Origin of the sequence: Neisseria montereyensis, assembly GCF_024834045.1 — a bacterium.
In the GTDB taxonomy this organism is placed as follows: Bacteria; Pseudomonadota; Gammaproteobacteria; order Burkholderiales; family Neisseriaceae; genus Neisseria; species Neisseria montereyensis.
The window spans coordinates 1-14,924 of sequence record NZ_JANUXW010000005.1 but is presented as its reverse complement, the minus strand read 5'-3'; the positions used below and the strand labels follow the sequence as shown (position 1 = coordinate 14,924).

Here is a 14,924-nt window from a genome sequence, read left to right as displayed (position 1 = left end):
GATACTCTTTAGTTTTTAAAGGCCGTCTGAACCGGTACGTTCTTCAAAGGTTTGGTTGGGGAAACACCGAGGATATTCAGGCTGCCGCCCATAATGTTTTTAAATACGGGGCCGGCAACCGTACCGCCGTAGTAGCCGTTGGCAGTCGGTTCGTCTACGGTAACCGCCACAATCACACGCGGTTTGTCGGCAGGGGCGAAACCGATAAAGGTGGCAACGTGTTTGTCGCTGGCATAACGGCCGTTCACCAATTTCCGTGCCGTACCGGTTTTACCGCCGACATCGAATCCGTCTACCGCGCCCATCGTGCCGGTACCGCCTTTTTCGGTAACGGCAACCATAATTTCACGCACTGCGCGGGCGGTTTCGGGTTTCATTACCCGCTGCCCTTTGGGGGCGGCCACTTGTTTTTCAAAGCTCACCGGCAATATTTCACCGTCGTTGGTTAATGCCGTGTAGGCACGCGCCAATTGCAACAGACTCAACTGCAAACCGTAACCGAACGACATGGTCGCCTGTTCGATGGGTTTCCAATTCTGCCACTTGCGCAATAAGCCCGGTGTTTCGCCGGGAAAGCCGGAATGCATACGTTGACCGACACCCAAGCTTTGATAAAAATCATACATCTCTTTAGGCTTGAACATGGCCGATAATTTACTGGTGCCGACGTTGGAAGATTTCTGCATAATACCACGCACATCTAACGACGGATAAACATGGGTATCGCGCACAGTTGCTCTACCGATTTTATAGGGATGGGTATCAAAACGGGTATGGACATTGACTTTGCCCGAATCCAGCGCTTTGGCAATCGCAAAAGGCTTCATGGCCGAACCCGGTTCGATCATATCGGTTACGGCACGGTTGCGGCGCTGCTGGCTATCGGCTTTGCCCGGTTCGTTCGGATCATAAGCCGGGCTGTTTACCAAGGCCAGAATCTCACCGGTTTGGGCATCCAAAACAACAGCACTACCTGCTTTGGCTCGATGGTAATCAACGGCTTTATTCAATTCGTCGTAAGCCAGCGTTTGAATACGCTGATCTAAAGACATCACGATATCGTGCCCGTTTTTCGGATCACGGTTACGCGGCGAATCCAAGCTGTCGACGATATTGCCTTTGTTGTCGCGCAATACGACTTTGGCACCGTTTTCACCATTCAAATCATCCTCAAGCGCCAGCTCCAAACCTTCTTGGCCTTTGCTGTCGATATTGGTAAACCCGATCACATGCGCAAACAAGTTGCCCATCGGATAATGCCGTTTCGATTCTTGTTGGAATGCCAAGCCTTTAATACCCAAAGCGGCCACTTTATCGGCGGTTTCTTTGCTTAACTGGCGTTTCAGATAGATAAAATCTTTTTCTTTGCGTGCCAAACGTTTCTCAATGGTTTCGACGGATACGCCGATAAGCGCGGAAAGCTGTTCCAATTGCTCGCCGGTAGGCTGAATATCCATGCCGGAAGGCACGGCATACAATGATTCGGTAGGCGCACTCAAGGCCAACGTGGCACCGTTGCGGTCGGTAATCGTGCCGCGTGATGCAGGCAGGGTAATCGTGCGTACAAAGCGCTGATCGCCTTGATTTTTCAAAAATTCATGCTGCGTGGTTTGCAGGTAAACACCTCTGCATACCAATGCGGTAAATGCCAAGGCCAAACCGCCCAACACCAATGCAATCCGCCCGTTGGTCGAAACGGGTTTTTTAGCCTTGGGCTGTTTGGGTAACATTCGGGGCTTATATTCGTTTTTAATCAACATAGCAACTTCTCGTTTTTATTTTATATTTATCCGGCGTTTACGAAAGGTAGAACCCATCGTGCCATTCCATTTCATTATGTTATTGTGTTTCAATCATGCGCGTATCCGAGGCGCCCGGCGGATGTAATTGCTGCCGCTCCGCCGCCTGTCTAATCAGTTTGTGATTCGACAACTTAGCCTGCTCGAGCTTCAAACGTGCATAATCGTGCTCAAGTTGGATTTCCTGCTTTTCAGCCTTATCCAGTGAAATATAGTATTGGCGCGACTGGTCTTGCACGGTCACAACCGCCAAACCCGACAACAATGCCAACACCAACAAAAGAACATTCAATTTATTCATATTTTTTCAGACGGCCCGTCAGACTGCATTTATGCTTTCAGACGGCCTGTTATGCTTCAACTTCAAAACGGCCTTGGGTACGTTCGGCCACCCGCAACACTGCCGAACGGGCACGCGGATTGGCAGCGGTTTCTTCGGCACTCGGCTTCACGGCTTTGCCTATCTGCTTTAAAGGCGGCTGCGGTAAATCGGCTTCTTTCACCACCGCCCAACGGGGCAATGGCGGATGCTGCGAATGCTGCTTGATAAACTGTTTAACAATGCGGTCTTCCAAAGAATGGAAAGCAATCACCGCCAATCTGCCACCCGCTTTCAGACGGCCTGTTACCTGCGGCAATACAGCCTTTACTTCTTCAAGCTCACGGTTGATGAAAATCCGAACGGCTTGAAACGTCCGGGTTGCGGGGTCTTGTCCGCGCTCACGAGTACGGACGTTTTGCGCCACGAGCTGCGCCAGCTTGCGGGTTGTATCGATGGGTGCCGTTTCGCGTTGCGAAACAATGGCGCGCGCAATCTGGCGACTAAACCGCTCTTCACCATAATTTTTTATTACCTCGTGTAATTGCTGTTCGTCTGCCGTGGCAATCCATTCCGCCGCCGACACCCCGCGGGTCGTATCCATACGCATATCCAACGGCGCATCAAAACGGAAACTAAACCCCCGCTCCGCCTCGTCTATCTGCGGCGAGGAAATACCCAAATCAAACAATGCACCGTCGATTTCACCGATACCCAGTTCGTTTAAGGCCGTCTGAAAAGATGCAAAGCCGTTGTGCACAACCTGCACACGCTTGTCTTGTGCCGCCAATTCATTGGCTACCGCAATGGCCTGCGGATCTTTATCAAACACCACCAAACGGCCTTGATCACCCAACTTCGACAAAATCAAACGGGAGTGCCCTCCCCTGCCGAACGTACCGTCTACATAAATGCCGTCGGCACGGATATTTAATGCATCTACAGCCTCATGCAGCAATACGGTGATATGTTTCAAAGGTTCGGCCGTACTCACAATTGCAAATCCGTCTGGCTCAACTGGAACGACAATTCTTCTTCATCAATATCCAACGCTTGATTCATCTCGGCTTCCCAATGTTCGCGACCCCATAATTCCAAACGGTTGGCGCGGCCCACCAGCGTTACTTCCTTATCGAAATCAACACGGCGGCGCAGGTTAGCAGGTAGCAAAACACGCCCTGCCGTATCCAGTTCCAAAGTATCCGCATTGTGCAACAGCAAATTTTGATAGCGCTGCAACGTAGGATTCCCCGCAACTTTCAATGCTAACAATTGGTTAGCCACCCTACCCCACTCCGATTCGGGATAAATCAACAAACGATGGCGCGAATCCAATGTTGCCACAACGGCCGGCGTATAATTGCGCAGCAGCAGCTCGCGGAACTTGGCAGGAATCGCCAACCGCCCTTTGCTGTCTATGCTCAATTCATGAACGCCGCCAAACACTTTATCGCACTCCGTTATCAAATTCGGGCAATAGCGACACTTTGACACACATTGCCCCACATGCCTACACTATAAGAAATTTCATAGCGTCGGTCAAATCACCCTTTTCTAAAAAATAAGCGTCCCGACAACCACTTAACCACTAAAAAACCAGGCATACACCCTACTTTGGCATATGCCTTAATGCATAAAACACTATATATAGTATTTTTATAAAAAACGAACCACTATATCTGGTAAAAATAATACCTAAAGTAGCATTTTTTAATCCGCGTTATAATATGCCTACGCACATATAACATTTACATTATCTAACAATCATGACAGCCCAACTCCCTACCCCCTCCGCAACAGCATTAGCCTCTTCCGAAGCCTTGCAAAATCTGATTCGCGAAGCCATCCGCCACAATGACAACTTCATTCCGTTTTCCCGTTTTATGGAACTGGCACTGTATGCCCCCCGATACGGCTACTACACCGGCGGCGCCCACAAAATCGGCGCTGCCGGCGACTTCATTACCGCCCCCACGCTCACCCCCTTATTCGCGCAAACCCTTGCCCGCCAAATCACACCGCTGCTATCGCAAACCGACGGCAATGTATATGAATTCGGCGCAGGCACGGGCGAACTGGCCGCAGGCTTGCTGCAAAGCCTTTCAGACGGCCTTAACCACTATTACATCATTGAAGTATCAACAGAATTAGCCGAACGGCAATATCAACATATTTTAGAAAGAGCCCCCGATGTTGCCGACAAAGTGATCCATCTCACCAAACTGCCCGAACACTTCGACGGCATGATTATCGGCAACGAAGTATTAGATGCGATGCCCTGCGAAATCATCCGACATGAACAACACCAATTCCTACAAACCGGCGTTTCCTTAGAAGGCGAATCCTTTATTCAAAGCACCCGCCCGCTCACAGACCACGCGCTATTGCAAGCCGCCGCCGAATACTTCCCGCCCGACGAACCCTACACCAGCGAGCTGCATCCCGCCCAACATGCCTTTATCCGCACATTGGCCGAAAAACTGCTTCGCGGCGGCATGATTTTTATCGACTACGGTTTTGATGCCGCCCAGTATTACCATCCGCAACGCACAATGGGCACTTTTATCGGACACTACCGCCACCACACCGTACACGACCCGTTTTTCCATATCGGACTGACCGACCTTACCGCCCATGTCAATTTCACCGATATCGCCCAAGCAGGTACCGATACCGGATTGGATTTAATCGGCTATACCACGCAGGCACATTTTTTATTAAATTTAGGCATTACCGGCCTGTTGGCGCAAACCGCCGACCCCGAATCTGCCGATTACATCCGCGAAGCCGCAGCCATACACAAGCTGCTCGGCCAACATGAAATGGGCGAACTGTTTAAAGTGATTGCATTCGGCCGCGATATCGATATCGACTGGCAAGGCTTTATATCAGGCGATATCTGCCATAAACTTTAAACCGACCATAGACCGCCTGAATAAAAAACCGCAATGAGTTTCAGACGGCCTCGAACACCGAGAAAATACCTAGAAAAATTTTTCTATAAAAATCAAATAAAAACAAACATCAGCCTATAAATTGGTTGCCCCGCTTCAAAAAAACCGTATAATCACGTTTTCACGAAACGGCGAATTAGCTCAGTCGGTTAGAGCAGAGGAATCATAATCCTTGTGTCCGGGGTTCGAGTCCCTGATTCGCCACCAAATTTCGGGGGTATAGCTCAGTTGGTAGAGCGCTTGCATGGCATGCAAGAGGTCAGCGGTTCGATCCCGCTTACCTCCACCAGATATAAAAATCCCGGTTTATACCGGGTATTTTTATATCTGCCGCCAAGCAAATAAATAGCTTCAAAAAGGCCATCTGAAAACTTGAACTGCCCCCAAATCTTTTGGACAAACATAAAAGCCTTTTCAGACGGCCTTATTACGGGCTTTTAATCAAAATTATCGGTTATCAGGCAATTTAACGACTACTGTATTGGCTAAATAATCTTGTAATGTTCTGCGATCTTTCGAGAGGTTGAACAGCATAATGAAGCATACCAGCCATACAATCATTGAAAGTAAGCTGGAAATACCTTCTGTTAATTCATCATCACCCCCTATGGCTAATACCAATATCTTACTGATTAGAGTACAACCAAGGGAAAGAATAAAATTGAAGCCAATCTCGCGTATTAATACCGTACCACCAAATCCAGGGTTGGTACCATCTGTTTTCAATACACGGATTTTCATCACTTTTTTGCCTAAAGATTGCCCGCTTTTACTCATCATGATGACTTGGATAATAGCATAGGCAAGTAGGATGACTAGTCCAACAACCGCCATTTGATTGAATGAGCTTTGATCATATACAGTCACTTTTGTGCTACCTAAAAAATCTTCCAAAGAATAGCCTATAGTGATGATGAGTGGCAGAGAGGCAATAAATGTGAAGAGAATGTTTAAACAATAAGCAGCGATACGGCTACCTGCTGATGCTGGTTCGACAACAACCTCTGTTTCAAACGATTGTGATATTGCATTATTTGTATAGATTTCATTCATTTTTAATATAAACCTTTTAAATATAAGATATTATTTATTATGATATAATTAGCTTTTTATGAAACAGCCTGTTATTTAAACTAAGAATAATTAAGGTTATATTTTACCTTATAAAGGAATAGTTTAGTTGTTTTGAATATTGAATATATTGGCAGCTGCTTCTGTTGTAGTACCGGGTAAGAATATTTATTTAGTTAAATCAATATAACAAGGCCGTCTGAAAATTTTCAGACGGCCTTGTTATATTGTGGTTTTTAAATTGAATATGATTATTTACCCGGTAGTTTAACCACTACTGTTTTCGCGAAATAATCTTGTAGCGTTCTGCGGTTTTTCGAGCGGTTGAACAGCATAATAAAACAGATTAGCCAAACAGTCAGTGACACCAAGGTTGAAATATCGCCGGCTGTCGGGCCTGTCCCCAACATTCTGCCTATTAATGAAGCAGCGGCAGTTAGGACAATATTGAAAACAATTTCACGCATCAGCACCGCGCCACGGAATCCGGGGTTGCTACCATCCGTTGTTAATAAACGGATTTTCATGATTTTTTTACCGAAAGACTGACCGTCGCGGCTCATGATTCGGATTTGCAATAGTGCATAAACCAACAGAATCAATAAACCGATAAGCCATGTCCAGCTAAAAGCTTCTCCTATATTGGACAGATCTGCCCTATGAGCCGGTAAATTATTAACGGAAGAGGATATCATCACCATAAGCGGAATATAGGCAATGAGGGTAAAAACAGCATTTAAAAGATAAGCGGCTATACGGCTGCCGGGGGTGGCAGGATCGACCACAATTTCTGCTTCAAGCGGTGGTAATGTCGCATTATTCGTATGGATTTCGTTCATTTTGACATACTCCTTTTACATATAGACCATATAAATACCGATATCAGTGGTTTTTACTTAGCAAACATCAAAAAAAACTTTACTTTTATTTATGCCGGCGTTAAAACACTACTTTTGTGATTGTTATCATTTTGTCAATATATTTTCCTTTAAGGAGCACACAATGAAAGTAGGATTCATCGGCTGGCGCGGTATGGTCGGTTCGGTATTGATGCAACGTATGCAGGAAGAAAACGATTTTGCTCATATAACAGAGGCTGTATTTTTTACGACATCAAATATTGGCGGAAGTGCCCCTGATTTTGGTCAGAAAACAAAAATATTAAAAGATGCCAACGATATCGGTCAGTTGGCAGAGATGGATGTGATTGTGACCTGCCAGGGCGGCGACTACACCAAAGCTATCTTTAAACCGTTGCGGGATAGCGGTTGGCAGGGTTATTGGATTGATGCGGCATCTTCTTTGCGTATGGACGATGAAGCAGTGATTGTGTTGGATCCGGTTAACCGTAATGTGATTGATGTCGCATTGGAAAAAGGAGTTAAAAATTATATCGGCGGTAACTGTACCGTATCGCTGATGCTCATGGCTCTGGGTGGTTTGTTCCAAAACGGATTAGTTGAGTGGGCAACCAGTATGACTTATCAGGCCGCATCCGGCGCAGGTGCCAAAAATATGCGCGAATTGCTGGAAGGCATGGGCGCTATCCACAATCAAGTAGAAAAAGAATTGGCGGATCCTGCCGGTGCTATTTTGGATATCGACCGTAAAGTATCCGATTTCTTGCGTAGCAGTAGTTATCCGAAAGCCAACTTCGGTGTGCCTTTAGCGGGCAGTTTGATTCCTTGGATTGATGCCGATTTAGGTAACGGCCAATCCAAAGAGGAATGGAAAGGCGGCGTGGAAACCAATAAGATTTTAGGCGGCGATAATCCTGTTGTGATTGACGGCTTATGTGTTCGTGTAGGCTCTATGCGTTGCCATAGCCAAGCGCTTACCCTAAAACTGAAAAAAGATTTGCCGGTAGAGGAAATCGAAGCATTATTGGCCGGTGCCAACGACTGGGTAAAAGTGATTCCGAATCAGAAAGAAGTCAGTATTAACGATTTAACCCCTGCCGCGGTTACCGGAACCTTAAGCGTGCCGGTGGGCCGTATCCGTAAATTAGGTATGGGTGGCGAATATATCAGCGCATTCACCGTAGGCGACCAGCTTTTATGGGGTGCTGCCGAACCGCTGCGCCGTATGTTGCGGATTATTTTAGGTAATTTAGACTAATCTAAATATTGATATAAAAATAGGCCGTCTGAAATTTTTCAGACGGCTTATTGTATATATTAAGCCAGATATTTTATATCAAGGCTTTTTGACGTATTGCGCCGATTGGGGTTGTACCACAACCAAACTTGAGCGTTCCGGTGTCAGCAATTTTGCAGCGGCCTGTACTTCGGCAATGGTTACTTGTTGTAGGCGGCGGCGTAGTTCTGCTTCGTCGCTATATTTGAAACCGCGTGTTTCCAATTTACCCATGAGGGAGGCTTGGGCATTGATGGAGTCGTTGGCATAAATTTCCGAAGCGGCACTCAATTTACGGATTCGGTCTAATTCTTCCTGCGTAATACCGTTTTGGGCGATATCGTCAATTTCATTACGGATAAGGCGGACGAGGGTATCGACGTCCGTACCCGCGCCCGGCATGCCGACAATAGTAAACAAAGGCATTTCCCGGCTGAATAAGTCATAATTGGTGCCGACGTTTAAAGCCACTTGTTTGCCGCGCACCAGATTTTTATCAAGTCGGCTGGATGAGTTACCGCTGAGAATATCGGATAAAACGTCTAAGGCATAAGGCATTTTATCGCTAACATTTTTTAGTTTGGGAACACGGTAAGACAGAGCAAAGACCGGCTGGCGGGTGACGGCGGAAAAAGTTTGTGCGCGAACAGGCTTGGTTGCCATCTTCTCATTGTTAAACCGATTGCGTGCCGGTAAGGTTTTGGAAGGAATATTGCCGAATAGCTTGGTGACCGTATTGAGTGTTTGCTTGGCATTGACATCGCCGACAATTACCAGAGTGGCGTTATTGGGAGCATACCACTGTTGGTACCATTGGCGCAGATCATTGGCTTTTAAGATATTGAGGTCGTCCATATAGCCGATAACGGGTGCACGCATAGCGGGGGCTTGGTAGCCGTTGAGAAAAATATGTTCCCATAGTTTGCCATAGGGGCTGTCTTCAGTGCGCATGCGGCGTTCTTCGCGGATAACGTTCATTTCGTTATCGAAATCTTTATCGCTGAAGTTTAAGTTTTTCATGCGGTCGGCTTCCATCGCCAATACTTCGGACAGGTTGTTTGCCGCTATATTTTCAAAGAATACCGTTTCGCTGCGTGTAGTATAGGCATTGTTTCTTCCGCCCAGTGCCGATACGCGGCGGCTGAATTCACCCGACGGCACGCTCGGCGTGCCCTTAAACATCATATGTTCCAACGCATGACTCAAGCCGGTTTTGCCTTCTTTTTCGTCTATACTACCGACCCGATACCAAATTTGTGATACGGCAACGGGAGCTCGGTTGTCTTCTTTAACGATAACTTTTAATCCGTTGGGCAGTGTTTTGGATAATGTTTGCGCCCATGCGGGTGAAGTAGAGAGCAAAAACAATAAAATCATTCGGCGTAACATAAAGCGTTCCCTTTAAAAACATTAAAGTGATAATAGCTTTTGCCGCTTGATTAAACAAGGCCGTCTGAATATTTTTCAGACGGCCTTTTGATATATTGATAAAAAACAGTAAATATTTAATGTTGGTTATTGATATCCTGCCGGTTTTGTAATACCAAAGAGCCCAGCATGGTATAAAGCGGTACAATATCGGTGGATTTGGGAAATTCGAACGTATAGCTGATTAATTGTTCGTTATAGGCTTTCCGATACACGCTTTGCAGGCAGGTGACGGTTAATTCGCTGTCATCCAAGCCCATGCCCGCCGTTTCCATTTCCACATCGACAATATTCATCAGATAAATGGATTTAAAGCTTTGCTTTTTGCCTGTTGCCCCTTGTTTGTCAATAAATAAAATACGTTGGTCGGTAAAAACAATTAAATCGCGAATCAGTTTGTAGCCGATAGAGATTTTTTCGCCTTCAAAGAGATAACGGCCAAACTGTTGTTCCAATTCTTCTAAGGAAATTTCGCTCATATTGCCGAGCATACCCTGAACCAATTTACCTAAGCCAAAAGCCATTTTTTATCCTTATGATTGATTTTGAATAAATGATTTTATCATCAAAAATTAAGATGAAAGAAACGGCTTAGGGGTGGGTGAAGTATCAAAGCGGGTTGTGTTGCGATTTACCATACGGTTTACGGATTGGCATTCTCTGAAAATACGTTACAATTAGCCTATAAAAACCACTTTATTTAATAAGGGAACGCCATGTTCAGTTTTTTTAAACGTAAGAAAAAACAAGAAACCGTTGAAACTGCTTCCGAGCCGGTGCAAACCCCGACAACGGAAACCGTCGCCGAACCTGAAACCCCTTCGGTTGAGATCAATGTAAACGTTTCGGATGTGGAGCCGTTAACCGAAGCACAACAGCAGGCGGTAGACGAACATATTGAAGATAATATCGTTAGCCAATTGGTTTCCGATGTTATGACCGATCATGAAGATGTATCGGAACAAACTGATGAAACGGTAATCCTCACGCCGACAGCAGTCGAAGAAAGCTATACGGCACCAATTGAAGAAACTGCGGCATTAAATAGTAGTGATGTGGCCGAAACCTTAAAATCAGGCGACAGTATCGCTACGGTAACCGATCCGGTGGCTCCCGCCGTGCCTGCGGTATCGGAACCACCGCAGGAGGAAGAAAAACTCAGTTGGGCGGCTCGTTTGAAAAAAGGTTTGTCCAAATCGCGTAACCAGATGGCCAAATCGCTGGCAGGTGTGTTTGGCGGCGGCAAAATTGACGAAGACTTATACGAAGAGCTCGAAACCGTGCTGATTACCAGTGATATGGGTATCGAAGCCACCGAATATTTGATGAAAGATGTACGCAAACGGGTGAGCCTGAGAGGTTTGAAAGACGGCAACGAGCTGCGCGGCGCATTAAAAGATGCCATTTACGATTTAATCAAACCCTTGCAGGAACCTTTGCATATTCCTGAGAGTAATCAGCCTTTTGTAATTATGCTGGCCGGCATCAACGGTGCGGGCAAAACCACTTCTATCGGCAAATTGGCCAAATATTTTCAATCGCAGGGCAAATCCGTTTTACTGGCGGCGGGCGATACCTTTAGAGCGGCCGCCCGCGAGCAGTTGCAAGAGTGGGGCGCGCGTAACGGCGTGACCGTGATTTCGCAAACCACCGGCGATTCCGCCGCCGTCTGCTTCGATGCGGTAGAGGCCGCCAAAGCCCGCCATATCGATATTGTTCTGGCCGATACGGCAGGCCGTTTGCCGACGCAACTTCACTTAATGGAAGAAATTAAAAAAGTGAAGCGTGTTTTGCAAAAATCTATCCCCGATGCCCCGCATGAGATTATGGTGGTATTGGATGCCAATATCGGCCAAAACGCAGTGAATCAGGTCGTGGCTTTTGATGATGCTTTGGGCGTAACCGGTTTGATTGTGACCAAGCTGGACGGTACGGCAAAAGGCGGTATCCTTGCGGCACTGGCTTCTAACCGGCCGATTCCTGTCCGCTATATCGGGGTGGGTGAAAGTATCGACGACTTGCGCCCGTTTGATGCCCGTGCTTTTGTGGATGCTTTGTTTGAGTGATAAGAATAAAATCAGTAAATAAAATGGCCGTCTGAAAAAGATGAACTGCAGCCCAAAAGTTGGACACCCTCCAACCCATTAAGGTGCAGTTCATCTTTTTCAGACGGCCTTGTTATATTGCTTTGATCAAAAGGTTTTTTCCAACGTAATAAACCATTGCTTGTTTTGCCGTGAGTAAAAAGCAGGAATATTACTTTTTACTTTTAAATACTGAAAATTCAGCTTAGGCGTAATACCATATAAATGTATGCTGCGGTGCCATATCGCAAAATTAGCCTGATACTCTTTATCGCGCCGAACAGTACCAAAAAATTGATTAGGCGCATCAAAATTACGATGTGCATAACGAAGGTTCACTCGGGTGCTTAAACCATTTGACCACTCTTTCAAGACACCGGTGCGCAATCCTTTACGTTTTGATGACTCTTGGCTTTCCGCCGCTCGTTCCCGGCCATAATCCGCACCACCGTAGATCATTAATCCGGCTTGAGGCAGCCAAGCAGCCGTTACGGAAAGGTTATTCAAGTGCCCGTCATAACGTTCTGAAAGATAACTTTGGGCATAACGTCTTTGAAGATGGGTAAACGCTCCAACCACCTGCCAGTTATCATTCAACCAACGCCCATGTTGTGTATTAACACCAAAATTCCGGCTATATGCTTCGCCCCCTAAGCGGTGATAACCAACAAAAGGGGTCACCGATGTCCATTGCTGAATATTTTGATTTTTATATCCGGCGCCTAAATGAATGCTTTGCTCGCTATAATCATTGTTATCCCAATACTGCACACCATCAAATACAACTTCTGTGGTTAAATAATGGTTCCCTTTAATATTCCAATCGCGCTCTGCAGAAAAGTCGTATTTCAAGCCATTGGCTTTTTTAGGTAGGGAATCTTCATTACGCTCCAACCGCCCTAATGAAGTATCAATATAACGTATTGAAGAAGCATTATTCACGTTATCATTACGCTCATATTGCACACCTGCATTAACAACCCAACCTTGTTGTTTTTGGATACGCAGCAGATAAATATCAGCCATCATGCGGGCTTCTTCGGTAATATCATCCGCCTTAACCCTCTCAAACTGATCTTTAGAAGCCTGATATTGCTTGTTTTCATACAACATTCCTGCCAAATCCAAGCGTACATAGCTTAAGCTGGGATCCTCCGCAATAATCCGCCTGTATGCAGCAATAGCCTCGCGGTGTTTTTTCTGAGAACGTAACAATGCACCATTAGCATAATCGTAAAGTATTTCATCATATTGAGGCAGGCTACGGTAAAGCGGGAGTAAATCAGCCAAGAGCGCCCAATTCTGACTATGTAATGCCCGCTCGATTAATTTAGCTGTCAATTCCGGATTTTGGCGCAGATCATGTTCGCCAATTTCTACCGTATCGGCTTTTTGAGATGGTGTGCTTACCGGATCGGCTACTTCTATTTTCTGAATTTCAGGTTTGGCTATAGCCTTATCCGCATTCTCGAAACGTGGGATATCCGATGAGGGTAAAACACCCTGTGCCGTGGGTGTGGCAGCCATAACAAATGCTGTCGCACCAGACATTATGACGAAAAAATATTTTTGCATAGGTTATTGTCCGAAAGGCCGTCTGAAATATTTCAGACGGCCTTTAATATTAATAAAAATAATTTATTTCAAATAAAACTTTGCTATTGTATGGCTAGAAAATAAACACATTATATGAAATAAAAATTTCATCTAGATTTTTTTAAATACTTCTGCGATATTATTTTTCTAAAAAACCACTCAATGCAAAAGTATTTTACTCAAGATAATCACTTACTATTTATTCACGATATAATAACAAAAATTTCAAATTTTAACAAAATTTATGAATTTAAATTGCTATTCGATTATCAATCCAACAACAATAAAACAAACCTATATTAAAATAATAAACTTAAAATAATTCGACTATTCATAACTATGCATAAATACTTTAAACTGGCTACTTTCTTTATTCTGAAATTAATTGAATGAAACGCTTATTCTCATCTTTACCCGTTTGGATTATATTAATTGATCTAATCTACGGTTTCGTATTGAATATTCTTCAAAATTTTTATCCTAATCAAAATAATATATTCGAAGAAGGGCTAACCGTCTCACCCGATATTGCCTTTACCGGACTGCAAGCCATTACGAATGCCGGCATGATTTTAATTATTGGATTTGGGCTGTATACCTTAATCCAACTTAATAAAAGTATCCTACAAAAAAATATTTTACCCATCGGCATATTCCGTACATTAGGACTAATTGCCGTACTGGCTTTCAGTATTCCTTCTTTATGGCAATGGTTTTGGGCAATTCTCCATTTCATTGGTGGGACACACACCATAACCTTCGGTTCTGCCCGTTATTTAATCGTTGCACTCTGCCAGTCTCTAACCGCTATCTTATGTTTATGGCGTTTATTTGGATGGTATCGTTTAAGTACTATTAAAAGTTCTTCACATCAATAACCCCTTCAACAAACACTAAATTAAACAGCCGGTCTCATTAATGAGTCCGGCTGTTTGTATTCTCTCTGAGCCTTACGGCGCAACTACCTTACTATTTCAAAGCGGGTTTGGCCTTACGTTTGCTAGGTTTGTCAGAAGTCACCGCCTCCTCCCGCACCTTCGCTAAAATACCGTCACCTATCCCCTTCACATTCTTCAACTCCGATACCGCCTTAAACGCACCGTTCTCATCACGGTACGCCACTATCGCCGCCGCCTTCGACGGACCAATCCCCGGCAGCTCCGCCAACTCCTCGGCACCCGCCGTATTGATATTCACCGCCGCTCCCGCCATCGCCATTGACGCCGCCGCTAACATCCCCAATAAATAACGCTTCATCTCTACTCCTTTTCCATAATGTAGTAAATGCTGTCTTCTTCTCAAATAACAACCCCATCATAAAGCAGTACATCAGCATAAACAATTATTGTCACTACCTTTACCATATCTGTTGTTATGACGTCACAATAAAACATCATGGCTGCTGTCTTCCAGTATCCATCCCCATATCTTTGAATAAAGTAAAACCCCTGATAGTTTCCTATCAGGGGTTCGGTATAAGTGTCTGGCAGTGTCCTACTTTCACATGGGTATCCACACTATCATCGGCGCTGAGTCG

The 14,924-nt window shown here is 45.2% G+C and carries 14 protein-coding genes and 2 tRNA genes; 6 read left to right on the top strand and 10 right to left on the bottom strand.

The window, feature by feature from the left end:
* Positions 1-8: 8 nt before the first annotated feature.
* From penA to mraZ, 4 genes are all read right to left on the bottom strand, one after another.
* Complete coding sequence (gene penA, locus NXS09_RS06750) at positions 9-1,760, bottom strand: peptidoglycan D,D-transpeptidase PBP2 (protein ID WP_259291789.1); 1,752 nt, start codon at positions 1,758-1,760, stop codon at positions 9-11.
* Between the two features lie 79 nt (positions 1,761-1,839).
* Entirely contained in the window at positions 1,840-2,100 is a 261-nt protein-coding gene (ftsL, locus tag NXS09_RS06745; RefSeq protein ID WP_151049273.1) for a cell division protein FtsL, read from the bottom strand.
* A 49-nt stretch (positions 2,101-2,149) separates the two neighbouring features.
* Entirely contained in the window at positions 2,150-3,112 is a 963-nt protein-coding gene (gene rsmH, locus NXS09_RS06740) for a 16S rRNA (cytosine(1402)-N(4))-methyltransferase RsmH (protein ID WP_259291788.1), read from the bottom strand.
* Entirely contained in the window at positions 3,109-3,564 is a 456-nt protein-coding gene (gene mraZ / locus NXS09_RS06735; RefSeq protein ID WP_151052924.1) for a division/cell wall cluster transcriptional repressor MraZ, read from the bottom strand. The genes rsmH and mraZ overlap by 4 nt, the downstream gene beginning before the upstream one ends.
* Before the next feature lie 320 nt (positions 3,565-3,884).
* Between mraZ and NXS09_RS06730 the strand changes: the two genes are divergently transcribed.
* The 3 genes from NXS09_RS06730 to NXS09_RS06720 all read left to right on the top strand — a co-directional run bounded on the left by NXS09_RS06730 (position 3,885) and on the right by NXS09_RS06720 (position 5,361).
* Positions 3,885-5,033 carry a class I SAM-dependent methyltransferase gene (locus NXS09_RS06730; RefSeq protein WP_259291787.1) on the top strand — a complete coding sequence of 383 codons (1,149 nt, stop codon included), beginning with the start codon at positions 3,885-3,887 and terminating at the stop codon, positions 5,031-5,033.
* Between the two features lie 169 nt (positions 5,034-5,202).
* Positions 5,203-5,279 (top strand) — tRNA-Met (locus NXS09_RS06725).
* Positions 5,280-5,285: 6 nt separating this feature from the next.
* Positions 5,286-5,361: transfer RNA gene (locus NXS09_RS06720), tRNA-Ala, on the top strand.
* 158 nt (positions 5,362-5,519) lie between these two features.
* Here NXS09_RS06720 and NXS09_RS06715 read toward each other — a convergent pair.
* Both NXS09_RS06715 and NXS09_RS06710 read right to left on the bottom strand, forming a co-directional pair.
* Positions 5,520-6,125 (bottom strand): RDD family protein, encoded by a 606-nt coding sequence (locus tag NXS09_RS06715; RefSeq protein WP_259291786.1) that lies wholly within the window; start codon positions 6,123-6,125, stop codon positions 5,520-5,522.
* A 269-nt stretch (positions 6,126-6,394) separates the two neighbouring features.
* The gene (locus NXS09_RS06710; RefSeq protein ID WP_259291785.1) at positions 6,395-6,982 is read right to left on the bottom strand and encodes an RDD family protein; all 588 of its coding nucleotides are present in this window, start codon (positions 6,980-6,982) and stop codon (positions 6,395-6,397) included.
* A gap of 163 nt (positions 6,983-7,145) precedes the next feature.
* Between NXS09_RS06710 and asd the strand changes: the two genes are divergently transcribed.
* The gene (gene asd, locus NXS09_RS06705; protein WP_259291784.1) at positions 7,146-8,261 is read left to right on the top strand and encodes an aspartate-semialdehyde dehydrogenase; all 1,116 of its coding nucleotides are present in this window, start codon (positions 7,146-7,148) and stop codon (positions 8,259-8,261) included.
* Positions 8,262-8,339: 78 nt separating this feature from the next.
* Here asd and NXS09_RS06700 read toward each other — a convergent pair whose 3' ends face one another.
* Both NXS09_RS06700 and NXS09_RS06695 read right to left on the bottom strand, forming a co-directional pair.
* Positions 8,340-9,668 carry a M16 family metallopeptidase gene (locus NXS09_RS06700; protein ID WP_259291783.1) on the bottom strand — a complete coding sequence of 443 codons (1,329 nt, stop codon included), beginning with the start codon at positions 9,666-9,668 and terminating at the stop codon, positions 8,340-8,342.
* Positions 9,669-9,784: 116 nt separating this feature from the next.
* The gene (locus NXS09_RS06695) at positions 9,785-10,231 is read right to left on the bottom strand and encodes a PH domain-containing protein (protein ID WP_259291782.1); all 447 of its coding nucleotides are present in this window, start codon (positions 10,229-10,231) and stop codon (positions 9,785-9,787) included.
* 192 nt (positions 10,232-10,423) lie between these two features.
* On the opposite strand from NXS09_RS06695, the gene ftsY reads away from it, so the two are divergent.
* Positions 10,424-11,773: a signal recognition particle-docking protein FtsY gene (gene ftsY / locus NXS09_RS06690; protein ID WP_259291781.1), complete on the top strand. Its 1,350-nt coding sequence runs from the start codon at positions 10,424-10,426 to the stop codon at positions 11,771-11,773.
* Positions 11,774-11,899: 126 nt separating this feature from the next.
* On the opposite strand, the gene NXS09_RS06685 is transcribed toward ftsY, so the two are convergent.
* A complete protein-coding gene (locus NXS09_RS06685; RefSeq protein WP_259291780.1) occupies positions 11,900-13,318 on the bottom strand; it encodes a surface lipoprotein assembly modifier in 1,419 nt (472 codons plus the stop codon).
* A gap of 458 nt (positions 13,319-13,776) precedes the next feature.
* On the opposite strand from NXS09_RS06685, the gene NXS09_RS06680 reads away from it, so the two are divergent.
* The gene (locus tag NXS09_RS06680) at positions 13,777-14,265 is read left to right on the top strand and encodes a hypothetical protein (protein ID WP_259291779.1); all 489 of its coding nucleotides are present in this window, start codon (positions 13,777-13,779) and stop codon (positions 14,263-14,265) included.
* 91 nt (positions 14,266-14,356) lie between these two features.
* Here NXS09_RS06680 and NXS09_RS06675 read toward each other — a convergent pair whose 3' ends face one another.
* The gene (locus NXS09_RS06675; RefSeq protein ID WP_259291778.1) at positions 14,357-14,644 is read right to left on the bottom strand and encodes a ComEA family DNA-binding protein; all 288 of its coding nucleotides are present in this window, start codon (positions 14,642-14,644) and stop codon (positions 14,357-14,359) included.
* Positions 14,645-14,924 lie beyond the last annotated feature (280 nt).

Excerpts from the sequence above, each read along its gene's own strand:
- ftsL (WP_151049273.1), bottom strand. The coding sequence starts at position 2,100 with ATGAATAAATTGAATGTTCTTTTGTTGGTGTTGGCATTGTTGTCGGGT.
- NXS09_RS06695 (WP_259291782.1), bottom strand. The coding sequence starts at position 10,231 with ATGGCTTTTGGCTTAGGTAAATTGGTTCAGGGTATGCTCGGCAATATG.
- NXS09_RS06715 (WP_259291786.1), bottom strand. The coding sequence starts at position 6,125 with ATGAATGAAATCTATACAAATAATGCAATATCACAATCGTTTGAAACA.
- penA (WP_259291789.1), bottom strand. The coding sequence starts at position 1,760 with ATGTTGATTAAAAACGAATATAAGCCCCGAATGTTACCCAAACAGCCC.
- NXS09_RS06700 (WP_259291783.1), bottom strand. The coding sequence starts at position 9,668 with ATGTTACGCCGAATGATTTTATTGTTTTTGCTCTCTACTTCACCCGCA.
- NXS09_RS06680 (WP_259291779.1), top strand. The coding sequence starts at position 13,777 with ATGAAACGCTTATTCTCATCTTTACCCGTTTGGATTATATTAATTGAT.
- NXS09_RS06675 (WP_259291778.1), bottom strand. The coding sequence starts at position 14,644 with ATGAAGCGTTATTTATTGGGGATGTTAGCGGCGGCGTCAATGGCGATG.
- NXS09_RS06730 (WP_259291787.1), top strand. The coding sequence starts at position 3,885 with ATGACAGCCCAACTCCCTACCCCCTCCGCAACAGCATTAGCCTCTTCC.
- NXS09_RS06710 (WP_259291785.1), bottom strand. The coding sequence starts at position 6,982 with ATGAACGAAATCCATACGAATAATGCGACATTACCACCGCTTGAAGCA.
- asd (WP_259291784.1), top strand. The coding sequence starts at position 7,146 with ATGAAAGTAGGATTCATCGGCTGGCGCGGTATGGTCGGTTCGGTATTG.
- NXS09_RS06685 (WP_259291780.1), bottom strand. The coding sequence starts at position 13,318 with ATGGCTGCCACACCCACGGCACAGGGTGTTTTACCCTCATCGGATATC.
- ftsY (WP_259291781.1), top strand. The coding sequence starts at position 10,424 with ATGTTCAGTTTTTTTAAACGTAAGAAAAAACAAGAAACCGTTGAAACT.